16 protein-coding genes and 1 tRNA gene are annotated in these 22,986 nt (G+C 72.6%); 9 read left to right on the forward strand and 8 right to left on the reverse strand.

Annotation, left to right across the window (positions count from 1 at the left end; genetic code table 11):
- Positions 1-37: 37 nt before the first annotated feature.
- The 3 genes from ABZX65_RS12365 to ABZX65_RS12375 all read right to left on the reverse strand — a co-directional run bounded on the left by ABZX65_RS12365 (position 38) and on the right by ABZX65_RS12375 (position 3,933).
- Entirely contained in the window at positions 38-1,495 is a 1,458-nt protein-coding gene (locus tag ABZX65_RS12365) for an aldehyde dehydrogenase family protein (RefSeq protein ID WP_355337118.1), read from the reverse strand.
- Positions 1,496-1,536: 41 nt separating this feature from the next.
- Complete coding sequence (locus ABZX65_RS12370; protein WP_355337120.1) at positions 1,537-2,886, reverse strand: MFS transporter; 1,350 nt, start codon at positions 2,884-2,886, stop codon at positions 1,537-1,539.
- A 222-nt stretch (positions 2,887-3,108) separates the two neighbouring features.
- Positions 3,109-3,933 (reverse strand): nuclear transport factor 2 family protein, encoded by an 825-nt coding sequence (locus ABZX65_RS12375; RefSeq protein WP_355337121.1) that lies wholly within the window; start codon positions 3,931-3,933, stop codon positions 3,109-3,111.
- 130 nt (positions 3,934-4,063) lie between these two features.
- On the opposite strand from ABZX65_RS12375, the gene ABZX65_RS12380 reads away from it, so the two are divergent.
- Positions 4,064-6,253, forward strand: a complete 2,190-nt coding sequence (locus ABZX65_RS12380) for a helix-turn-helix domain-containing protein (RefSeq protein WP_355337123.1) — start codon at positions 4,064-4,066, stop codon at positions 6,251-6,253.
- A 128-nt stretch (positions 6,254-6,381) separates the two neighbouring features.
- Here ABZX65_RS12380 and ABZX65_RS12385 read toward each other — a convergent pair whose 3' ends face one another.
- Together ABZX65_RS12385 and ABZX65_RS12390 are read right to left on the reverse strand one after the other, a co-directional pair.
- A complete protein-coding gene (locus ABZX65_RS12385; RefSeq protein WP_355337125.1) occupies positions 6,382-7,287 on the reverse strand; it encodes an NADP-dependent oxidoreductase in 906 nt (301 codons plus the stop codon).
- A gap of 219 nt (positions 7,288-7,506) precedes the next feature.
- Positions 7,507-8,148 (reverse strand): helix-turn-helix domain-containing protein, encoded by a 642-nt coding sequence (locus ABZX65_RS12390; protein WP_355337127.1) that lies wholly within the window; start codon positions 8,146-8,148, stop codon positions 7,507-7,509.
- Between the two features lie 183 nt (positions 8,149-8,331).
- On the opposite strand from ABZX65_RS12390, the gene ABZX65_RS12395 reads away from it, so the two are divergent.
- Positions 8,332-9,069 (forward strand): SDR family NAD(P)-dependent oxidoreductase, encoded by a 738-nt coding sequence (locus ABZX65_RS12395; RefSeq protein ID WP_355337129.1) that lies wholly within the window; start codon positions 8,332-8,334, stop codon positions 9,067-9,069.
- A 255-nt stretch (positions 9,070-9,324) separates the two neighbouring features.
- Here ABZX65_RS12395 and ABZX65_RS12400 read toward each other — a convergent pair.
- Positions 9,325-9,397, reverse strand: a tRNA-Arg gene (locus ABZX65_RS12400).
- 339 nt (positions 9,398-9,736) lie between these two features.
- Between ABZX65_RS12400 and ABZX65_RS12405 the strand changes: the two genes are divergently transcribed.
- The 7 genes from ABZX65_RS12405 (at position 9,737) to ABZX65_RS12435 (ending at position 18,807) form a co-directional block, all read left to right on the forward strand.
- Positions 9,737-11,434 carry a dynamin family protein gene (locus ABZX65_RS12405; protein ID WP_355337244.1) on the forward strand — a complete coding sequence of 566 codons (1,698 nt, stop codon included), beginning with the start codon at positions 9,737-9,739 and terminating at the stop codon, positions 11,432-11,434.
- A gap of 5 nt (positions 11,435-11,439) precedes the next feature.
- Positions 11,440-13,341, forward strand: coding sequence for a dynamin family protein (locus ABZX65_RS12410; protein WP_355337131.1), 1,902 nt, complete (start codon positions 11,440-11,442; stop codon positions 13,339-13,341).
- A gap of 125 nt (positions 13,342-13,466) precedes the next feature.
- Positions 13,467-13,979 carry a single-stranded DNA-binding protein gene (ssb, locus tag ABZX65_RS12415; protein WP_355337133.1) on the forward strand — a complete coding sequence of 171 codons (513 nt, stop codon included), beginning with the start codon at positions 13,467-13,469 and terminating at the stop codon, positions 13,977-13,979.
- A gap of 248 nt (positions 13,980-14,227) precedes the next feature.
- Entirely contained in the window at positions 14,228-15,658 is a 1,431-nt protein-coding gene (locus ABZX65_RS12420; RefSeq protein ID WP_355337135.1) for an LAETG motif-containing sortase-dependent surface protein, read from the forward strand.
- A gap of 368 nt (positions 15,659-16,026) precedes the next feature.
- Positions 16,027-17,691 carry an energy-dependent translational throttle protein EttA gene (gene ettA, locus ABZX65_RS12425; RefSeq protein ID WP_355337137.1) on the forward strand — a complete coding sequence of 555 codons (1,665 nt, stop codon included), beginning with the start codon at positions 16,027-16,029 and terminating at the stop codon, positions 17,689-17,691.
- A gap of 16 nt (positions 17,692-17,707) precedes the next feature.
- On the forward strand, positions 17,708-18,127 hold the full coding sequence (locus ABZX65_RS12430; RefSeq protein ID WP_355337139.1) for a thioesterase family protein: 420 nt from the start codon (positions 17,708-17,710) through the stop codon (positions 18,125-18,127).
- On the forward strand, positions 18,124-18,807 hold the full coding sequence (locus tag ABZX65_RS12435) for a hypothetical protein (protein WP_355337141.1): 684 nt from the start codon (positions 18,124-18,126) through the stop codon (positions 18,805-18,807). Before ABZX65_RS12430 ends, ABZX65_RS12435 begins: the two co-directional genes overlap by 4 nt.
- A gap of 154 nt (positions 18,808-18,961) precedes the next feature.
- On the opposite strand, the gene ABZX65_RS12440 is transcribed toward ABZX65_RS12435, so the two are convergent.
- Together ABZX65_RS12440 and ABZX65_RS12445 are read right to left on the reverse strand one after the other, a co-directional pair.
- Positions 18,962-20,014, reverse strand: coding sequence for an ABC transporter ATP-binding protein (locus ABZX65_RS12440; protein WP_355337143.1), 1,053 nt, complete (start codon positions 20,012-20,014; stop codon positions 18,962-18,964).
- On the reverse strand, positions 20,011-22,767 hold the full coding sequence (locus ABZX65_RS12445; protein ID WP_355337145.1) for an ABC transporter permease: 2,757 nt from the start codon (positions 22,765-22,767) through the stop codon (positions 20,011-20,013). Before ABZX65_RS12445 ends, ABZX65_RS12440 begins: the two co-directional genes overlap by 4 nt.
- Positions 22,768-22,986 lie beyond the last annotated feature (219 nt).

Consider the following 22,986-nt stretch of genomic DNA (forward strand, 5'->3'; position numbering starts at 1 on the left):
CCGCCCAGCCGCGGGGGCAGGTGGGCGGACCCACGCGTCACGACACGGGGACGTAGACGACCTTGTTCTCGACGAACTCCTTCAGCCCCTCGATCCCGAACTCCGCACCGATACCGGATTCCTTGATCCCGCCGAAGGGCACGTCGGGAAAGCCCCCGACGTGGGTGTTGATCCACACGGTGCCGCTGTCGAGCCTCGCGGCGACCTCGGCCGCGGCCTCGATGTCCGGTCCCCAGACGGAGTTGCCGAGCCCGTAGCCGGTGTCGTTGGCCCGGGCCACCGCCTCGTCGAGATCGGCGTAGCGCAGAAGCGCGCGCACCGGACCGAAGGTCTCGTCCCGCACCAGGGGACTGTCATCGCTGATGTCGCGGACCACGGTCGGCGGGACGAAGTAGCCGGGACGCGGGTCCACCGCCCCGCCGGCGATGACCGTGCCGTCCTTGTGGGCCAGTTCGAGGTACTCCTTGACCCGCTCGAACTGGGCGGCGTTCTGCACGGGACCGAACGCGGGATCGGCCTCGGGGTCGAGGCTGTGACGCAGCTCCTTGGACGTCGCGAGCTCCGCGAAGATCTCGGCGAACCGCTCGTACATCGCGTCGGGGACGAAGATCCGCTTGATGCCCACGCACAGTTGCCCGGCGTAGGAGAACGTCCAGGTGAAGATCTCGGGTGCCACCTTCTCCACGTCGGAGTCGGGCATGATGATCGCCGAGTCGTTTCCGCCGAGCTCCAGCACCACTCGTTTGATCGTCGTGGCCGAGGCTTCCAGGACCTTGCGCCCGGCCGCTGTCGAGCCCGTGAACGACACCATGCCGACGTCCGGGTGGTTGGCCAGCGCGGGGCCGACGCTCTTGTCGGGGCTGTTGTCGCCGAGGATGTTCACGACACCCGCCGGCACGATCTCCCGCAGCAACTCGCCCAGGTACAGGGCGTGCAGAGGCGAGGTCGGCGCGGTCTTGAGGACGGCCGTGTTGCCCGCGAGGATGGCCGGCACGACCTTGTACAGGCTCTGGAAGAGCGGCATGTTCCACGGGACGATCGCGGCGACGACACCGATCGGCTGGTAGTGGCGCTCCACCCTCCATTGCGCGTCCGAGTGCACCACGTCGGGCGAGAGGTCGAGTTCGGCGAAGTGACGGACCCACCTGAGCGTCCAGTCCAGATCCAGCTCACGCAGCATCGGCAGGGGCTTGCCCAGTTCGAGCGCCAGGATGCGCAAGAATTCGTCGTAGTGCTCCTCGACCGCGTCGGCGATCCTCCGTACGACCTCGGCGCGTTCGGCGAACGGCGTCGCGCGCCAGGCCGGGAAGGCGGTCTTCGCGGCCTTGACCGCGAGCTCGAGCTGGCCCTCGTCGGCGGCCGCGGCGGTGGCGATCACCTCCCCGTTCCCGGGGTCGATGATCTGCGAGGCGGCGGCTCCGGGCACCAGCTCGCCGTCGATCAGGTGGGCGAACGTGTGGTGAAGGAGGTTCGTCTCGTTCGAAGGGAAAAGCATCGTTGCTCCTTCTCTGATGGATGTTGCGGTTCCTCGCGGGGTCACGACGTCTCGCTCGGCTCAAGGCGGGACGAAGGCTGCTTGCCGGTGTCCCCGGAGCGCAGGCGGAGCCCGACCGCGGCGACACCGGTCAGGAGAACGGCCGCGATGGACAGGGACGCGGCCAGGGAGCCGGTGGCCTTCCAGGCGGCGCTGACGAGCGCGAAACCCACCGCGTTGGCCACCTGCGTGGTGGTGAGCAGGACACCCGACGCGGCGCCCTCGTCCCCTTCCCGTACACGGGCGAGTACGGAGGCGATGATCGCCGGGTAGGCGAAGCCCATCCCCGCGCCGAAGCCCGCCGTCATCAGCGCGATGACGACCGCTCCCGCTCCGGCAAGCGCGGCGCAGATCGCGGCGACGAGGCTGGCGAACATGACCAGTGAGCCCCACAGCATCGCCGGGGGACCGGTGGGGGCACCGGGCCGACGGGCCGCGAGAGTCGTCGCCATGTACGCCACGCCGAGCGGAAGGTACGCCAGCCCCGCTCCGAGCGCGCCGATCCCGAGCCCCTCCTGCAGGTACAAGGTCATTCCCAGCAAAGTCGCGCTGTTGCCCACGTAGAACGCCACGGTGGCGACGAGCCCGAGCCGGATCGACCTCTGGCGCAGGAGCTGCCTCGACAGCAGCGGAGCGGCGGCCCGGCGCTCAACTCCGGGCATCGCCGTCGCGATCACGGCACCCGCGCCGAGCAGCACCCACGCGATCCAGGGCCAGCCGTGGTCGGGCCCGAGGCCGAGGCCCAGCAGCAACGGGATCAATGCGCCGGCCAGTACGCCGCCCCCGAGCACGTCGACCGGCACCGGCTCGGGCGCGCGCGTCTCCGGGATCGCCCTGGTGACGAGAAGCAGCGCGGCAAGGCCGATCGGCACATTGATCGCGAAGAGCGCACGCCAGCCGACGCCGGCGATGTCCACGGCCAGCAGCCCGCCCCCGATCAGCTGACCGAGCGTCGCGGCAGCGCCGAGCACCGTCGTATAGGCCAGCACCGCACGGCGACGCGGCTCGCCCTCGTACACCGCCTGGATCGTGGCGAGCACCTGGGCCAGCATCACCGCGGCCGCGAAGCCTTGAAACGCGCGCATGGCGACGAGCACCAGGAGGCTGGGAGCGAGTGCGCAGCCCAGGGAGAAGAGCGTGAAGGCCGCCATCCCGATGCCGAACATCAGGCGCCGGCCGAACCGGTCTCCCAGCCGCCCGCCGATCACCAGCGCGGCTCCGTAGGTCACGACGTAGATCGAGAGAACGAGCTGCGTGTCGGCAATCGAGGCTTTCAGGTCCTCGGCGATCGACGGAACACCGACGATCACGATGAAAGAGTCCAGGAATCCCATGAAGGTTCCGGTCAGCAAGACCGGCAGGGCCAACCGATGAGATGTCATGTTTGGCCTTCGCTTTCCGTCCTGAGACTGGCGATCGCGCCTTCTCGGGCACGTGAGATCCCGCCACCTGGCCATCGGACCCCACGGATCACGAACCACCGAGGAACGGCAGGTCGGCGGGGTGATCCGCGGGTCCGATGTCCGCTGTGACGACGTCGCCGTCGAGACTGAGTCGCGGGTCTCGGAATACGGCTACGACGCGACGTCGCGCGCGGGTGAGACGACCGCGCCCAGGCGGGTCAACGACCCCTCGAGCTCGTCGGCGGAGACCATCGGCAGGCGGGGCACCACTGCCGGGTCGGTGACCGCCGCCCAGTCGTAGGTCTGGGTCACCTCGGTGTGGCCCTCGCCGGTCGGGGCGAGCTTCCAGGTGAAGCGGTGACCTTGCGGGCGCTGCCCCGGGTGGCCGGGCGCCCAGGCGATGACACGGTCCTCGGTGAAGGCCACGACGTGGTTCTCGGTCCGGTAGTCACCGAGCTCGCTGTGCATGGCCATGACGAAAGTGTCACCGACGGCGTCCACCGGGCGGGAGGTTTCGGCGTGCCTGAGGCGGCCGGTGGCGTCGAATTCGACGTGGCGCCGGGGGTCGCGCAGCACCGCGAAGATCTGTTCGGCCGGGGCGTGCAGCACTCGGGAGACGGTGGTGTGGGTCGGACCGCCGTCCGTGGTGACCGGGTCCGGGTAGAACCGGGCCCATGCGATCCGTCCGTCGCGGACGGTGAGGATTACCGGGCCGCGCAGTACGACCGTCGCCCCGGTCGGGGCGGTGCCCCGCATCTCCCATTCCGACCACGATTCGTCGCCGTTCTGCGCATGGCGCAGGACCTCGGCCCGTATGTCGGGCAAGCCGGCCAGGATCTTCGTCCAGTTCGCGGCGACCTGGTCGGAGCCGACGAACCCCTCGGCCGGTCGCAGCGGTCGTTCGGCCACGTAGTCGTCGGTGAAGCAGTCGGCGATCCGCTCCGGCACGTGGGAGTTGATCGCTTCGCGTAGTGCGTGGAGGGCCTGGGGGAGCATGCGGCGATCTCCTAGTTCTGGTTCGCTCTGTCACCGTCGAGCATGGAGGTCCGGGGTGCCGCCGGGCGACCTGACACCGCCCGGACACTGCCCGGACGGCGTCCCGGCCCTGACAGGCATAATCGAAGTCATGAACGACTGGCCGGGGCCGAAGACGACCAGCTTCGCGGCCATGCTGCGCGGCCTGCGGGAAGCCCGGTCGCTGACCCAGCAGGAACTGGCCTCCGCCGCGGGACTCTCCGTCGAGGCGGTCAGCGCGTTGGAACGGGGGCGGCGGACCCGGCCCCAGCCGCACACGGTGCGGTCGCTGGCCTCGGCGCTCCAGCTCCGCGAAGCGGACCGCATGGCGCTGCTGGCCATCCTGGGCCGGGCCGGGGACGGGACGTCCGAAATGCCGGCCCGCACGTTGGCACCCCGCCCGCCGTCACCCCCGGCCGTCCCGGTGATCGGGCGGGACGGCGAGGTCGCCGAGATCGTCGCCGCCCTGCGCACCGCGCCGGGCCGGCTGGTGACGCTCACCGGCCCCGGCGGGGTGGGCAAGACCACCGTCGCGCTGGCGGCCGCGGACGCGGTGGCCGCGGACCATCCGGGGGCCGTGTACTTCGCGGACCTGACCGACGTCACCGACCCGGACGACGCCATCGCCGCCGTGTCCCGCTCCGCGGGCTCCCACAGCGACACGGTGACCGGCCTCGCCGCGCACCTCACCGGCACGTCGGCGCTGCTCGTCCTCGACAACCTGGAGCGCGTCACGGCCTGCGGCCCGCAGCTGGCCGAGCTGCTGACGGCATCCCACGACGCGGTGATCCTGGCCACCAGCCGCGTCCCGCTGCGGGTGCGGCGGGAACGTGAGGTGCGCATCGCTCCCCTCGGCCCGGCCGCAGCCGTCCGGCTCTTCGGCGAGCGGCTCACCGCCGCCGGCGCGCCGCCGACCGGGAGCGGGGACGACGGCGCCGTCGCGCTGCTGTGCCGACGGGCCGACGGGCTGCCGCTGGCCATCGAGCTCCTGGCTGCCGCCGCCGCCCGACTCGGACCACGGGAACTGCTCAAGCGGGTCGATCAGCTGGCGGATCTGCCCGCGGCCGGCCCGCGGGACCTGCCGGCGCGGCAACGCACCATGGCGGCCACCGTCGAGTGGAGCTGCCGGATGCTCGGACCCGCGGCCCGGCGACTGCTTCCCCGGCTCGCCATGGTCCCGGGCAGCTTCTCCCTCGACATCGTCGAGGCGGTCGCCGCGCCGGATGCGTCGGACGCGGTGGGGGCGCTCGCCGAGTTGGTCGAGCACTCCCTGGTCACCCGCGGCGCCGACGCGGGACCGGTCGCGCGGTTCCGGCTGCTGGAACCGGTCCGCCGGTACGTGTTCGAGGCACTCGGGCCGAACGACCGCTACCACATCCGTCGGAGCGTGGCCCAATGGGCCTTGCGGGCAGCGCGCGAACAGGGTGCGCGAATCCGTGGCCGCGGCGATTTGACGGCCGTCGTGGAGGTTGAGGCGGATCGCCATGTGCTGCGGCTCGGCTTCGATCACCTCGTCGATTCCCGCAGGCACGACGACGCCGCCGAACTGCTGTGGTCGGTGTGGCTGCCGCTGTGGATGACCGGGCACACCCACGAGGGGCTCGACTGGGCCGACCGCTTGCGTGAGCACGACCTGAGCGAGCGGGGCCGGGCCCGCTGGCTGGTGGCGCGTGCCGGGTTCCACCGCGTCGCCGCGGACCTGTTCGCCACCGCGGAGCGGGCGATGCGGCTGGCCGAGCGGATCGACGACACCTCGCTGGCCGCGGAAGCGGCGATCTTCGCGGCGGCGGCGGCGCTGCGTCTGGAGGACTTCGACGCTTCGGTGTCTTTGCTGGCCAGGGCGGAGGCCCACGTCAAAGCGCGCCTCGACGTCGAACGCGACGTGTGGGCGGCTGTGCACGTGCTCATCGGCCGCGGGGACGGCGCGCTGCTGCGCGGTGACCGGTCCGCGGCGGCGCGGCACTGGCGCGCCGCCGCGGCCACGGCGCGGGAGCTGGGCAGCGAGTTCTCGGTGGCCGCGGTCCTCGCGGAGTGCGCGCAGGCGGCCCGCGGCGAAGGGCGCCTGACCGACGCGGCCTCGATGCTCGCCGTCGCCAGCGAGCTGGGCCCCCAACAGGACGGGTACCGGGCGCGCCTGGCGGGCGTGGCCGCGGCCGTGGCCACGGACCTCGATGACCTGGCGTCAGCGCGGTGGTGGGAGGACGCGGCGGGGCCGGACGCACCTCTGCGGGACACCGATGAGCTGGGCGAGCGATTCCGGGAGCTCGTCCGGCGCGCCGACACCGTCTCGGGCCGGGACTGAGCTGAGCCGTCCGCCCGTACCGGCGGTGTCCGGTCGGTGTCCGGAGGTTTCCCGCGAGGGGGCGGCGGGATTCGAGACCGTCGACGGCGCCGGGGAGCCGCGCCCCCTCGGACCGCGTACGGCCGACGTCAGATGAGGATCACGATCTTTCCCCGCACATGTCCGCGCTCGGAGAGGGCATGGGCCCGCGCGATCTCCTCCAGCGGGAAGGTCCGTTCGACGCGCGGTGCGTACCGGCCCTGCTCGCCGAGCGCGGCCGCTTCGGCGAGAAGCGTGGAATCGTTCACCGCGTTGGCCATACGGACCCCCAGACGTTCCGCGTTCGCGTAGTCGGCGACCGTCAGCACGCGGGCGGGGTCGCCGGCGATCTCGATGAGGTCGGGGAGGGAGCCGGAGGCGGCGGCGTCGAGCACGAGGTCGACCCCGTTCGGGGCCAGGTCGGCGAGACGTTCCGACAGGCCGGCACCGTAGGTGGTGGGAAGGGCTCCGAGTGAGGTGAGGAAGGCGTGGTTGCGCTCACTGGCGGTTCCAATCACGGTGGCTCCGAGGGCGACCGCGATCTCGACCGCCGCGCCGCCGACGCCTCCGGCGGCGCCCTCGACGAGCAGGGTGCGCCCCGCGAGCGGGCCGAGCGCCTTGAGCCCGCTCAGCGCCGTCACGGACACCAGACCCGCCCCGGCCGCCTGCTCGTCGGTCCAGGCGGCGGGCGCGGGCGCCCACGCCGAGAGCACGGCCAGCTCCGCCGTCGCCCCCGTGACTCCGCCCAGCCCGAAGACGCGGTCGCCCACGCTCACTCCGGTGACGCCCTCCCCGATCATGTCCACCAGGCCCACGGCGTCGCGGCCAGGTATCGCGGGCAGGTCCACTGGGAGTACGTCGCGCACCTCCCCGCTGCGCACTTTCCAGTCGACGGGGTTGACGCTGGCCGCCACGACGGCGACGCGGATCTCTCCGGGACCCGGCAGCGGGTCCTGGACCTTCTCGACCGTGAGGGTCTCCGTACCGCCGTACTCGTGGTACCGGGCTGCGCGCATGATGTCCTGCCTTGTTCGTCCCGACGGCTTGGTGTGCCTTGACATCGACCAGGCTAAAACCTGACATCAGTGTCAGAGGCAAGTCGGGCAGTCAAGGGGCAGAGCGCGCGTAGGCCCGCGGTGTGGAGCCACGGACGGTGACCAGACCCTTGACGACCTCGTCTTCGGTGATCTCCGGGTAGGCGTCCGGCCGGGCGACAGAAAGCCAGGGTCCGCGAGCTAGGACCGCGCGGCGGCGTTCTCGCCGAGGTCCAGGTGGTCCGGGCGATGCGGCAGCGTACGGGCGCCGGTGGTACGGAGCCCGTCGAGGGCGAGTTCGAGGTAGCGGCGCCACGCCTGGGGCTGTGCGGCCAGCAGGGGCGCCGCCGTCTGATGGATGCCCGCGAGGAGCAGCACGATGTCCGTTCCCGTGACGTCCCCGCGGACGGTGCCCTGCTCCTGCGCCCTGGCCGTGAGCACGTCGGCCGCGTCGCGAAGGCGGCCGATCCCGTCCCGCACCCCGGCGTGATCCAGCGAGGGCCGTCCGATCACTTCACAGAAGGCGCGGTCGGCGGCCAGCGCCCCGACGCCGTCGGCCATGAACTCCGCCAGTGCCCGCGCCGCGTCGTCCGCGTCGGCGAGGCGCTCCGCCGTGCCGGTCAGCCGGTCGAGAAGTCGCAGCATGATGGCCGCGAGCAGGTCCTCCTTCGAGGCGAAGTGCCGGAACACGGTGCCTTTGGCGAGGCCGGCACGCTGGGCGATCTCGCCCATCGACACATCCGTGCCCCGCTCGGCGAACGCCTCCGTCGCGGCCTGGAGCAGCAGACGCCGGTTGCGGACCATGTCCGCCCGCCGACCTGCGGTCTCTGTCGTCTCGCTCATGCGTACTCCCTGGTCAGGAGGTCCAGCCTACCAGCAAGGTGACCGCCGGGTCAGCTTAGGTGTACGGTCAATATGACCCGGCGGTCACCTTCTGTCGGGCTGGCCGCGCCGTCGCCATGACGCCTCGCGGATCACCGCCGCTTCATCACGCGCCGTCTTCGCGGCGCACCACCGGAGGAAGACATGAACAGCACCCTTGACGGCAGGACCGCACTGGTCACCGGCGCCTCCTCGGGCATCGGCCGGGCCACCGCGCTCGCCCTGTCGAAGGCGGGCGCCCGGGTGGCTGTCGGAGCGCGCCGGGCGGACCGTCTGACGTCGCTCGCGCGGGAGGCGCCGGGTGAACTCCTGGTCCTGGAGCTCGACGTCACCGACCGTCAGTCCGTACAGGACGCGGTCGCGGCCACCGTCGACCGCTTCGGCGCCCTCGACGCCCTCGTGAACAACGCGGGCGTCATGCTCAACGGACCGATCCTGAACGCGGACACCGCCGAGTGGCGCCGCATGGTCGACACCAACCTGCTCGGATCGATGTACACCGCCCATGCCGCCCTGCCCCACCTGCTGGAAAGCAGGGGCGCCGTGGTCCAGATCTCCTCGACCTCCGGGCGCACCGCGTCGGCGGGCGGCGGTGTGTACGCCGCCACCAAGTTCGGCGTCACCGCCTTCGCCGAGTCGTTGCGGCAGGAAGTCACCGCCCAGGGCGTACGGGTGATCGTCGTCGAACCCGGAATGGTCGCGACCGAACTGCTCACCCACATCACCGACCCCGCCCTGCGGGACTACGCCAAGACCTATGCCGAATCGATGCGGACGCTCAACGCCGAGGACATCGCCGACGCCGTCCTGTACGCGCTCACCCAGCCCGACCACGTCGCGGTCAACGAGATCCTGATCCGACCGACCGATCAGACCCGCTGATTCGGACGAGGAGTTGAGCCCGGTGTCCTCGCCGGTCGGCGGCCGCGTGGCGTGGTGGGCGAGTTCGAGGGCGAGGCGGGCAAGCATGCGGGACGGCCGGCCGTAGATGGCCGGATCCAGCCAGCATCAACCGGACTTCCCGGACATGAGGGCGGTGGCACACCGCCTGCCGCGTCACCGGTTCGACGGAAGCGCTGAAAGGGCCGACCTGCGGAAATATCCTGGGACGAGCCGAAGGGTCCGTTCGGATAGGAGTGCCCCCGGCAGGACTCGAACCTGCGGCCAAGCGCTTAGAAGGCGCCTGCTCTATCCACTGAGCTACGGGGGCCGGACAGTGGCCGCGGCTGTCTCCGCCCCTGGGTGGTTCCGTGACCTTGTACCGAGGTCAAGGATAGGGCGCTACATGCCTGCCGCCGGTTGCTTCACCCGCGTGACACGTTGTGGAGGTTCGGTGAAGTGGTCCGATAATCGCAGGCATGTGCAGAACGTGCATCGCTTTTGACGCCTCGGATCGCTGCTGTTGTGCACTCGTTATGCCGATGGCTCATTCTGCCCCATCGACACCATGGGCCGCCCCATTTCATGTAGTGCGGGCCGAATGGGGTGATTTACCCGAAATACGCTTCAAAAATGCTCCAATATGGGGCATTCTGCGGGTGTGGCGATCTTGGACGTACGGCCCGAGCTGCTCGACGCGCTGTCCGCGCTGCGCGACCGCGTCGACGCCGCACGCTTCCCCTTCCCACTGCGCGGAGCCGCCCGCGCCCGGCGTACCCGACAGGAGTTGCTCGCCCAGCTCGACGACTACCTGGTGCCCCGGCTGAAGGCGCCCGAGGCCCCTCTGCTGGCCGTCGTGGGCGGTTCGACGGGCGCGGGCAAGTCGACCCTCGTCAACTCCCTTGTCGGCCGCCGCGTCAGCGAATCCGGGGTTCTCCGGCCGACCACCCGCACCCCGGTGCTGGTCTGCCACCCCGAGGACCGCGCCTGGTTCGCGGACCCGCGCGTCCTGCCGGGCCTCAACAGGGCCTGGGCGGTACGCCAACGGGTGGGTCCGGGCGGCGCGGCCGGGGGCGGCAGGCCGGGCCGGGGCGACAGCGGGGACCGGAACGGCGACCGGAACGACGACCGGCGCGGCCGGGGCGACCGCACCGACCGCGGCGAATCCGGACGCGCCGAACTGCGCCTGGAGACCGACGACAGTCTGCCCCGCGGCCTCGCGCTCCTGGACGCCCCCGACATCGACTCCCTCGTCACCCGCAACAGGGAACTGGCCGCCGAGCTGATCTGCGCCGCCGACATCTGGGTCCTGGTCACCACCGCCTCCCGCTACGCCGACGCCCTGCCCTGGCATCTGCTGCGCACCGCCAAGGAGTACGACGTCACGCTCGCCACCGTCCTCGACCGCGTCCCGCACCAGATCGCGGACGACGTCGGCAGGCACTACGCGGCGCTGCTCGGCAAGGCGGGCCTGGGCGACGTACCCCGCTTCACCGTTCCCGAACTGCCCGAATCCGCGGGCGGCGGCGGCCTGTTGCCGCAGACCGCGGTGGCCGCGCTGCGGGAATGGCTCGCGCACTGCGCCCAGGACCCGGCCGCCCGCCAGCACGCCGCCCAGCGCACCGCCGTCGGCGTACTGGACTCCCTGCGCGGCCGGTTGCCCGCCCTCGCCTCCGCCTCCGCCGCCCAGCACGCCGCCGCCGTACGCCTGGCGCGCGGCGCGGAGGACGCGTACGAACAGGCCGGGGAGCGGATCGACACCGCGATCGGCGCGGGCGTCCCGCTGGCCGGTGAGGCCCTCGCGCACTGGCAGGGCTACCCCGCGTGCGGCCCCGACGCCCTCCAGCACGCGCTCGCCGAGGAGTTCGCGGCCCTGCTGCGGACCGAGACCGACGCCGCCGACGAACGCGTCGTCGCCAACTGGCAGCGCGACCGCGCCGGATCGGCGCTGCTCGGCGAGCCCTCCGCGCGGCCCGACCGCGACCGCGTCGCCGTCGCCGCCCGGATCGACAAGGGCGTACGCCGCTGGCGCCGCGGTCTGACCGAACTGTCCTACGCGCAGGCGCGGGCCGCCCGCGACGCCGACCGGCCGCCCGTCGACCCCGAGGACGTGGCCGCGCTGCTGGCGACCGCGCTGCTCGGCGGCAAGCGCGGGAGCGCCGCGGGTGAGCGCCTGGCCGAGACCGTCGGCGTACAGGCCGCGCTGCGGCTGCGCGACACCGCGCGCGACCGGCTGGACGACGCCGTCGCAGGGCTGCTGCGCGCCGAGCGGGACCGGCGGCTGGCCCCGGTCGACGGCTACGACGTGACCGCGCGGCAGCAGGCGTCGCTGATCGCGGCGCTGTCCGTACTCCAGAGGGAAAGGTGACCACGGTGGCCACGACGACCGGCAGTTCGGCACGATCGGCGGCGAGCGGGTCCACGGACGCGGCGGGGGACGGGCCGGGACGTGTCCCGGGCCCGTCGTCCTCCGCGCTGTCCGCTTCTCCGTCCGCCGCTTCTTCGTCCGCCGTCTCTTCGTCGGTCGCTCAGGGGCGGGGGAGCGCTACGGACGCGCTGACCGTGCGGGTGGACGCGCTCGGCGAGTTGCTGGGGCTGTCCAGGACGCGGATCAGCCCGGACGCGCTGGCCGAGACCGGCGAGCTGCTGGAACGCCTGGGCGAGCGGCGGCGGTTGTCGCTCGACCACACGGTGGTGGCGCTGGCCGGGGCGACCGGCAGCGGGAAGTCCACGCTCTTCAACGCCCTGGCGGGGCTCGCGCTCTCCGAGACCGGCGTACGGCGGCCGACCACCGCGAAGCCGGTCGCCTGCGCCTGGCAGCCGGAGCGGGCGGCCGGGCTGCTCGACCGGCTGGGGATCGCACCGCAGGACCGTTACGCCAGGCGCGGCGCGCTGGACGCGGCGGGGGAGTGGCCGGGGGACCTGTCGGAGGAGCTGTCGGGGACCGAGGGCGCCTTCGCCGCCGACGGCGCCACCGGGGGCGCGGAGAGCCTGGACGGGCTCGTCCTGATCGACCTGCCCGACCACGACTCGGCCGCGACCGGCCACCGCGATCAGGTGGACCGGCTGCTGGGCCTGGTGGACGTCGTCGTCTGGGTGCTCGACCCGGAGAAGTACGCCGACGCGGCCCTGCACGAGCGCTATCTGCGCCCGCTGTCCGGGCACGCCGACGTGACCGTGCTGGTGCTCAACCAGATCGACCGGCTGCCCGGCGACTCGGTCGACCTGGTCCTCGACGACCTGCGGCGGCTGCTGGACGAGGACGGCCTCGCGGTCGGCGAGCACGGCGAGGACGGCGCCGTGGTGCTCTCCGCGTCCGCGCTGACCGGCGAGGGCGTCGCGGACCTGCGCGCCGTACTGGCCCAGCTCGTCACCGACCGCGCGGCGGCCGGAAGGCGGCTGGCGGCCGACATGGACCGCACGGCGAGCAGGCTGCACCCGCTCTACGTCGGCGAGGGCGGCGCCGGGCTCACGGACTCGGCGCGCGAGGAATTCGTGGACCGGCTCGCGGACGCGGTGGGCGCGGCCGGGGCAGGACAGTCGGCGGAACGGGACTGGGCCGGAGCGGCGGAGGGGGCCTGCGGTACGCCGTGGGGCCGGCTGATCGGTGAACGGGCCGCGGTCGGCGCCGGTTCCCGCGGTGAGCGCCCGGCGCAGGGTTCACCCGTACGAGCGACCCGTACGGGCGGCGGCGGGCTGTCCGCGTCCCGGCCGGTGGTCGACGAGGCGGTGCGCGGCGTGGCGGCCGACGCGTCCCGCGGGCTGCCCGCGCCCTGGGCGCAGGCGGTACGTGACGCGGCCCGGCGCGGCGGTGACGGGCTGCCGGAGGCGCTGGACGGCGCGGCGGCGCGGGCGCGGCCGGGGGCGCCGGAGCGGCCCGGCTGGTGGTCGGCGGCCGGTGGCGCGCAGTGGCTGCTGATGGCGCTGGCCGTGGCCGGCGCGGTCTGCCTGATCTCGGTCGCGGTGGGCTCGCTCGATCTGACGTGGTGGCTGCCGGTCGTGATGATCGCGGTCGGCGGACTCGGCGGCCCGGCCCTCGCCGGTGCCTGCCGGTTCGCGGCGCGCGGGCCCGCCCGGCGGTACGGCCAGGCCGCCGAGCGGCGGCTGCGGGACGCGGCGGCGGACTGCGGCAGGGCCCGGGTGCTCGAACCGGTGGCGGCCGAATTGATGCGGTACCGCGAGGTGCGCGAGCAGTACGCGGTGGTCGCCGGGGCGCATTCCGCGCACGCGGCGCATTCCGTCCGCACTTCTCTGGGAGACCACTCGTCCGAGTGACGAAGTTATCCACAACCGGCCGGTAATCCACAGATTCCGGCCGGTTTCTCCATGCCTGGTCGAATTCCTGCACGATGTCCTTACGGCGTCCCGCGGGGGGCGCGATCGGCAGGGAGGGCAGAGAAATGAACGAGACGCTTGTGACCGTGGTGGGAAATGTGGCCACCGAGCCGGAGACCCGGCAGACCGCGACCGGTGTGGCCGTCACCCGCTTCCGGCTGGCGACCACCTCGCGCCGGTGGGACGCCGAGCGCGGCGCGTGGACGGACGGGGCCACGAGCTTCTACACGGTGTGCGCGTGGCGGACGCTGGCCTGGCATGTGAAGGAATCGGTCGGAGTCGGTGAACCCTTGCTCGTCCAGGGGCGGTTGAGGATCCGTGAGGAGGAGCGTGAGGGTCGGCGCTATCTGACCGCGGAGATCGAGGCGGTGGCGGTCGGGCACGACCTGGCGCGGGGCGTCTCGCGGTTCAGCCGGGTCGCGGCGAGCATGACCGGGGCGGGGGCCGCGTCCGCGTCCGGAGCGGCGGGGGCCGTGGTGGGGAATGCGGCCGGGAACACGGCCGGGAACGCGGTCGAGACGCCGCCGGTGGTCGCCCGGCCGGATCCGGCGCCGCCCGTTCCCGCGGCGGCGCCCTGAGTATCCGGAGTATCCGCTTTCGGCGGCATTTCCCGGGATGAATTCTGTCGATGACTTATCGACAAACACGGAATCATGCAATTGTGCCGATAACGATTGGGATTCGAAAAGGCGCTGCGGGGACTCTCTTGGTGAGCGTGTGACGCCTGGTTCCTAGGATCTCCTCGTTCAGCACGCACGGGGGCCGGAACTGCGCAGGCAAGGCGATCCTCTGAACGACCAACGCGCCTTGCCCGGAGGGGAAATCCATGTTCAAGACCTACAGGCGGGGCGCCGCCCGCCTCGCGGCGGCCGGCATTGCCACGGGCCTGCTCGCGGCGGGCGTGATGGCGGGCGCGGGCGCGGCCGTCGCCGCCCCGAACGACGGCACGACGCCGTCGGCCACGGGCGCCACCGCCGTGCTCGGCGGCATCGAGAAGGACAAGGCCGACCAGGCCGTCGTCAACCCCGGTGCCAAGGACGAGTACGACGTCACCGCCGGACTCTTCTCGATGGCCGTGACCGGTGGCGGCACCATCGAGACGTACTGCATCGACTTCAATCACCACACCGTCGACAAGGCGACCTACAACGAGGTCACCTGGGACAACTCGACGCTGAAGGACAACAAGGACGCGGGCAAGATCGCCTGGATCCTCAACAACTCCTACCCCAAGGTCGACGTGGCGGGCGTCACGGACACCCTCAAGGCCGCCGGGGTCACCCTCGACCACCCGCTCACGCCGGGCCTGGCCGCGGCCGGTACGCAGGTGGCGATCTGGCACCTGTCCGACCCGGGGGTGAACGTGCAGGCCAAGGACAGCGACGCCACGGCGCTCGCGGAGTACCTGGACAGCCACGCGCAGACCCTTGAGGAGCCCAAGCCCTCGGTGACGCTCGACCCGCCCGCCGTCTCCGGCAAGTCAGGCGACCGGCTCGGTCCGGTGACCGTGCACACCACCGCCGACGCGGTCGACGTCAAGCTCGGCGCCGACGCCCCGGCGGGCGTCAAGATCGTCGACAAGGACGGCAAGGCGATCAGCGGTCCGGTCAAGAACGGCACCGCGCTCTACTTCGACGTCCCCGCGGGCACCGCGGACGGCACCGCCCCGGTGACCGTCGCGGCCACCACCGAGATATCCGTCGGCCGTGCCTTCTCCGCCACGGACACCTCCAGCCAGTCGCAGATCCTCGCCGGTTCGCAGAGCACCACCGTCACCGCGGCGGCGACCCTGTCCTGGGCCAAGAAGGGCCCGATCCCGGCGCTGTCCGCGCAGGTCGTCTGCGCCAAGAACGGGGTCGACGTCACCGCCGCCAACCAGGGCGACGAGGACTTCACCTTCGAGCTCGAAGGCAAGAGCTACACGGTCGCGCCCGGCAAGTCCCAGACCGTCACGGTTCCCGTCCAGGAGGACCAGAAGTACAAGATCGACATCACCCTGCCCAACGACCAGGTGAAGACCTTCGAGGGCGTCCTGGACTGCAAGACCGCCACCACCCCCGGCCCCACCCCGACGGCCACCCCCACCAACGCCCCCAGCCCCGCCACCTCCGGCAGCACCACGGGCGGCACCGATCTCGCCGAGACCGGTAGCAGCAGCGCCACCCCGATGATCGCGGGCATCGCCATCGCCCTCGTCGTCCTCGGCGGCGCCGCCGCCTTCTTCTTCCGCCGCAAGAAGAACACCCCCACCGCCTGACCCGGGGCGCCCCACCGCGAACGGGTCCTGCCGCACCGGAGGGTGCGGCAGGACCCGTTCGCACACCCGCCCCCGTCCGGTCCGCGCCGCCTACCGCGACGCTCGCGCGAATATCGGCTTCCGCCGGCGCTCAGCAGGCACGCGAGACGTACACGACGTACACGTGGTCAGAACCTTCTTCGTCAGCGTGCTGATGCTGGGCGGCCTCGTGCTGACCCACCGGGAGGCCAAGCGCCGGGCGGGCGCCGGGCGGGGGTGGGGGAGGGACCCGTTCGCACGGATGGGTGGACGTACGGCAAGATGGGGTGTATCTGCCCTCACGCGGCGGTGCCGCACTGTGGCCCTACTCGATTGCCGGACGGTTTCTCTTGGCTGAGTTCATTTACACCATGCGCAAGGCCCGCAAGGCCCACGGCGACAAGGTGATCCTCGACGACGTGACGCTGAGCTTCCTGCCGGGAGCGAAGATCGGCGTCGTCGGGCCGAACGGCGCCGGTAAGTCGACCGTCCTGAAGATCATGGCGGGCCTGGAGCAGCCGTCGAACGGTGACGCGTTCCTGTCGCCCGGCTTCTCGGTGGGGATGCTGCTCCAGGAGCCGCAGCTCGACGAGTCCAAGACCGTGCTGGAGAACGTGCAGGACGGCGCCGCCGACACCATGGCGAAGCTCACGCGGTTCAACGAGATCGCCGAGCTGATGGCGACCGACTACTCCGACGCGCTGCTGGACGAGATGGGCAAGCTCCAGGAGCAGCTCGACCACGCAAACGGCTGGGACCTGGACGCGCAGCTCGAACAGGCCATGGACGCCCTGGGCTGCCCGCCCGGCGACTGGCAGGTCACCACGCTCTCCGGCGGCGAGAAGCGCCGCGTCGCGCTCTGCAAGCTGCTGCTCGAAGCGCCCGACCTGCTGCTCCTCGACGAGCCCACCAACCACCTGGACGCCGAGTCGGTGAACTGGCTGGAGCAGCACCTGGCGCAGTACGCCGGCACCGTCGTCGCCGTCACCCACGACCGGTACTTCCTGGACAACGTGGCCCAGTGGATCCTGGAGCTGGACCGCGGCCGGGCGCACCCCTACGAGGGCAACTACTCCACGTACCTGGAGAAGAAGGCGGCCCGCCTGAAGGTCGAGGGGCAGAAGGACGCCAAGCGCGCCAAGCGCCTCAAGGAAGAGCTGGAGTGGGTCCGCTCCAACGCCAAGGGCCGTCAGGTGAAGTCCAAGGCCCGCCTGGCCCGTTACGAGGAAATGGCCGCCGAGGCCGACAAGGTGCGGAAGCTGGACTTCGAGGAGATCCAGATCCCGCCGGGCCCGCGCCTGGGCTCCATCGTGGTCGAGGTCAACAACCTCTCCAAGGCGTTCGGCGACAAGGTGCTGATCGACGACCTGTCGTTCACGCTCCCGCGCAACGGCATCGTCGGCGTCATCGGCCCGAACGGCGCGGGCAAGACCACGCTGTTCAAGATGATCCAGGGCCTGGAGACCCCGGACTCCGGCTCCATCAAGGTCGGCGAGACGGTCAAGATCTCCTACGTCGACCAGAGCCGCGCCAACATCGACCCCAAGAAGACGCTGTGGGCCGTCGTCTCCGACGAGCTGGACTACATCAACGTCGGCCAGGTCGAAATGCCGTCCCGCGCCTACGTCTCGGCCTTCGGCTTCAAGGGCCCGGACCAGCAGAAGCCCGCGGGCGTGCTCTCCGGCGGTGAGCGCAACCGCCTCAACCTGGCGCTCACCCTCAAGGAGGGCGGCAATCTGCTGCTCCTCGACGAGCCCACCAACGACCTCGACGTCGAGACCCTGTCGTCGCTGGAGAACGCCCTGCTGGAGTTCCCCGGCGCGGCCGTCGTGATCTCCCACGACCGGTGGTTCCTCGACCGGGTGGCGACGCACATCCTCGCGTACGAGGGCGAGAGCCGCTGGTACTGGTTCGAGGGCAACTTCGAGTCGTACGAGAAGAACAAGGTGGAGCGGCTCGGCGCCGACGCGGCCCGGCCGCACCGCGCCACGTACAAGAAGCTGACCCGCGGCTGAGGGCACGGTATCTGTGATGGCACGGCACATCTTCCTCTGCCCGCTGCGCTGGGCGGACATGGACGCCTTCGGGCACGTCAACAACGTGGTCTTCCTGCGGTATCTGGAAGAGGCGCGGATCGACTTCATGTTCCGGCTGGCGCCGGGCGAGGGAAGCGTGTCGTTCACCGGCGGGTCCGTCGTGGCCCGCCACGAGATCGACTACCTGCGTCCGCTGGTGCACCGGCACGAGCCGGTCACCGTCGAGACGTGGGTCTCGGACATCAGCGCGGCGTCGCTGACCGTCCACTACGAGGTCAAGGACGGCGAGACGGTGTACGTGCGGGCCTCCACGGTCGTCGTCCCGTACAACCTCGCCGCCGGACGGCCGCGGCGGATCACCGCGGAGGAGAAGCTGTTCCTCCAGCGGTATCTGGACGGGGCCGTCACCGTATGACCGCTCCCGCGCGGTCGACGCTGACGCTGGCGCGAGCGGGGGAGGCGGCCGATCTGGCCGCCTTCCTCGGCCGGCTGATCCGCTGGGACAAGGCGGCGGTCGTACGGCTCAGGTCCGCCGAAGGGGAGGCCGCCCTCGGGGTCTTCGGCCACCCGCCCTTCGGGGGCGTCCTCGCGGTCCGCACCGCGGCGCTGGCCGAGGACGGGGTCGGGGCGGCGATCGACGCGACCGTGTCGGCCGGGCAGCTCCTCGACGCCGTGCCTCCTCCGGAGGGGGGCGAGTTGGTGCTGCCCGGGTCCGTCACCGGCCCCTCCTGGGCCGGGCTGCTGCCGCCGCGCGGTGGCTGGCTGCGGGTCACCGAGGTTGACGGTGACGCCGTGCGGGCGGCTGCCGCCCGTGTGATCGGGGAATTCCGTACGCGTACGGAGGAGTTGGGCGAGGCCGGGCGTACGCGGGCCGGACTCGACGCGCTCGCCGAGGAGTTGTGGGCTCGGCCGCTTCCCGGTACCGGCTTGCCCTTGCGGGCGGTGCACGCCGCCCATGCCCTCGGGTTTCTGCGGGGAGCCGAGGACGCCGTGCTTCTGTCGGCCGGGCCCTGGCTGCGGCTGCGCACCGCGCTCGGTTCCGTGGCCGTACGCGCTGCCGCGCCGGCCTCCGGTCTGACCGTCACTCCGGCCTAGGGCCTGTCCGTCTTTTTTCCCACCGCCCACCCGTGCAGATGCTTCCACCCCTGCGGGTGCCCCCCCCGTGGACCCTCCTTCCCGCCGTCGGCGGGTGCCGTGCCGCGTTCGGCCCCAGGGTGCTCGTCGTCGCGGGTGCGGGCGTGGGTGGCCGTCAGCCGTCCTGGGGCTCCTCCGTCCGCTGAGGGGGTTGGGAGGGGTCGGGCCAGAGGGAGATGTGGTCGGGTTCGAGTTCGAGGAGGACGCGGGAGCGGATGGAGAGGGAGTCGGTGTAGTCGCGGGGGAGTTGGAGGCGGCCGGCGCGGTCGACGGTGGCGTATTCGCGGGCCACGACGGACTCCTGGCCGTGTTCGTCGACCTCGGTGTGGCGGACGACCTCGGAGGCGGTGCGGCCGTCGCGGATGGCGACGGTGCGGCGGACGGCGTTGGCGACGGCGTGGTCGTGGGTGACGACGACGACCGTGGTGCCCAACTCCTCGTTGGCGGTGCGGAAAGAGGCGAAGACCTGCTCGGCGGTGGCGGAGTCGAGTTCGCCGGTGGGCTCGTCGGCGAGGACGACGGACGGGCTGTTGGCCAGGGCGACGGCGATGGCGGCGCGCTGCTGCTCGCCGCCGGACATCTGGCCGGGGTGCCGGTCGTGGCAGTAGCCGACGCCGAGCATGCCGAGCAGTTCGGTGGCCCGCGCGGTGCGCTGCCGCTTCGTGCGCAGCCCGCCGGTGCGGCCGGCGAGCTGCATCGGCAGGACGACGTTCTGCGCGGCCGTGAGGTACGGCAGCAGATTGCGGCCGGTCTGCTGCCAGACGAACCCCACCACCTCCCTGCGGTACCGCAGCCGCGACGCGGCGTCCATCGCCAGCAGGTCGTAGCCGCCGACGGACGCGGCGCCCGCCGTCGGCACGTCGAGCCCGGCCAGGATGTTGAGCAGCGTGGACTTCCCGCTGCCCGACGCGCCGACCAGGGCCATCAACTCGCCCTTCCCGACGAGCAGATCGAGCCCCTGGAGAGCCTGCACCTCCACCCCGTCCGCGGTGAAGATCCGCACCAGCCGGTCGCAACTGATCAGCGCGTCCTTGCCGTACGCGGGCCGCTCCCGCCGCTCGGCGACCGCCCGCTCCAGATCCGCGAGACTGCTGACGGGAGCGCGGTCAGGTCCCGTCACCGGACCCGGCACCGCTCCGCGCACCTCGCCGCCCGCTTCGCCCGTCATACCCGGTCCCCCACTCTCAACTCCGCGCTCTCCCGCCGCCGTCCGCTCACCCACACCTGGATCAGCAGCACCGCACAGGCCAGTATCAGCAGCCCCGCCGACGGCAGGGCAAGGGACCACGGATCGGCCCGCAGACCGAGCCCGAAGTCGGCCGGTTCCACGCCCTGTTCGCCGCCGCCGAAGGTGAGCGCCCGCAGATCGACGCCCGGTCCGAGCAGCGGGACCACCGCCAGGCCCACCAGGACACCGCCGACGGCGGCGAGCAGCGCCTGCGGCAGCATCTCCAGCAGCACCAGCCGCCGCGACTGCCGCCGCGTCATGCCCATGGTGCGCAACCTGGCCAGCAGCGTGGCCCGTTGCGGCGCGGCCTGGAGCAGCGACAGCAGCAGGGCCAGCGCGCTGAAGGCGGCGCCCGCCGCGACCGCCGCCAGATAGACCGAGCGCGCGCCGCGCTGCAAGGGGAAGTCGCCCAGCCGGGAACGCTGTTCGCCGCGCGTCAGCACCGTCACGAAGGACGCGGGCTCCTTGGCGACCGCGCGCAGCGCCCCGCCGTCGATGTGACTGCCCGGCGCGTTCATCGCCAGCAGCACCGTAGGACCGCTGTACTGGCTGTACGCGGCCAGGTCCGGGTGTCTGGCGGCCAGTTGCGCCGCGGAGACGATCACGAACTCGGCGCCGGGCGCGGCCGGGGTGCTGGTCAGGACGGCCGCGGTCCTGACGGTGACGGCGCCGACGGCGGCGTCCACCCGGGCCGTTCCGTCGCCGAGCAGCGAGGCGAGACCGGGGCTGAGCACGGCGGGCAGCGTCCCCCGCCCCGGATCGTGGCCGAACGCCTGCGCGGGGAAGGCGGGCAGCCCGATGTCGTGGGTCAGCCGCGCGTACGCGGCCGGGTCGACGATCACCAGCGAGTAGGACAGGCCGAAGGGCGCGGTCGGGCTGTTCGGCTCAACGCGGGCGGTGACGACCCGGCCGACGCCGGGCACCTTCTTCCGTACCTCGTCGGGCAGTTGGCGGGGGAGCCCGAAGCGGGAGTCGACCCGCGCGTCCGCGCCGACCAGGACGCTCGCCGCCCGGTCCCTGCCGTGGTCGATACCGGCCAGCACCGAGCCGCCGAAGGACGCCACGGTCAGGGCCACCAGCAGCGCCAGCAGCGGCAGTTGGCTGGTGGCGGGGGAGCGGCCCGCGCGGGCCAGGCCCAGATGGGTGACCGCGCCGGGCAGCCGGGCCGCGGGGCGCGCCAACAGCCGTAGCGGCAGCGGATACACGCGCAGCAGCACCAGCGCCGCCGCGACGGCGACCAGCACGGGGGCCGCCGCCAGATACGGGTCGCCGCCGCTGTCGGCGCCGCGCCGCCGCAGGGTCAGTACGGCGCCCACGACCAGGACGGTGACGGTCAGTTCCGCGACCAGTCTGCGGCGCGACGGCCGGGCAGCGGTGACGTCCTCGCGGCCTGCCGCGCGTGGCCGCCGGGCCGCCGCCACGGCCCGGACCGGCAGCGCCAGCGCGGCGACCGCGGTGACCGCCGCGCCCAGCAGCAGCGACGTGCCGTAGCGCGAGGCCGGCAGCGCCAGCAGCGCCAGGGCGACGCCCAAGGCGCCGCCCGGCACGGCGGCGGCCGTCGTCTCGCCGAGCAGCCGACGGAAGACGCCGCGCAGGGCGGCGCCGCGCGAGCGCAGCAACGCGATCTCACCGCGCCGACGCTCGGCGGCGAGGCCGCCCGCCATCAGCAGCACCGCGAACGCGGTCGTGCCGACGCCGACCGCCGCGATCAGTACCAGCGGCGACACCGCCCGCCGGTCGTCGGAGTAGCCGTCCAGCACGGTGCCGAGGCCGCCGGTGAGCCGGATGTCGGGGTCGGTGGCCTGCTGCAGGGCCACCGAGTCGGGCCCCGCGTTGAAGGACGCCAACTGCCTTTGCAGCGCGGGCACATCGTGCGCGGCCAGGCCGTCGGTGGCCAGCGGGTGGTGCCAGTACCGGGTCACCAGCGTGCCCAGCAGCGGCATCGAGCGCGCGGCCGTACGGTCGACGAGCAGCGAGAAGTGCCAGTACGTCTTGGGCTCGCTGCCCGGCGGGGTCGGCGGCGCGGACAGCTGCGGGGTCAGCAGGTCGCTGTTCTCGGTCCAGAAGTCGTCGGCGGGGTCACGGGGCGCGACGATGCCCGAGATCCGGACGGTCAGCGCGGTCGCGGTGCGGCCGTGCAGGTGCACGGTCTGACCGACCGTGAGACGCATGACCTCGGCGGTCCGTACGGTGACGGCGGCCTCGACCGACAGCGGCGCCGGAACGCCCCCGTCCGGCGCGGGAGCCGGCAGCCGCCCGGCGACCAGGCGGCCGTGCCCGGCCAGTCCCGCCTGCGCCACCAGGCTGGCGGCCGGGAAGAGTTCGGAGGTACGGGGCAGCCCCTGGTCGGGCACCGGCGCCTCCGAGGCGCGCACCCCGATGACGGACCGGTCCTTCCGCAGCCGCAGCGGCGGCTTCGCCATCCGCTGGAAGACCGTCTCCACATGGTCGACGGCGGTGGGGTCCAGCAGCTCGGTCGTCGTGAACTCGGGCCTGTAGGGGCCGGTCAGGCTGACACCGCGGTCGAGCGGCGCCGCGTCCCGAACGGCCTGCCGCAGCGCGGTGTCCTCGTAGCGGTCGACCGCGCGGGGGAGCGCCGCGGCGAGGAAGGCGGTGACCAGGACCAGGACGGCCGTCGCGAGCGCGGCGGCGGGCGCGGACCGCAGCCTGACCCGTACCCAGGAGGTGTCCACGCGCGCGCCACCGTCAGGACCGGGCACCGGCGTGCCGGCAGAAGCCCGCCCCGAAGCCGGCCCTGAAGCCCGGTCCGGAACCCGCCGCCCCGAAGCCCGCCCCGAAGCCCGGTCCGAAGACCGTTCCCGAGCCCGGTCCGGAGCCCGCCGCCCCGAGGCCCGCTCCGAAGAACCCCCCGACGCGCCCTCCGAAGTGCCCCCGCCCTCACGCGAGTTGTC

This window comes from Streptomyces sp. NPDC003300 (assembly GCF_040610915.1).
In the GTDB taxonomy this organism is placed as follows: Bacteria; Actinomycetota; Actinomycetes; order Streptomycetales; family Streptomycetaceae; genus Actinacidiphila.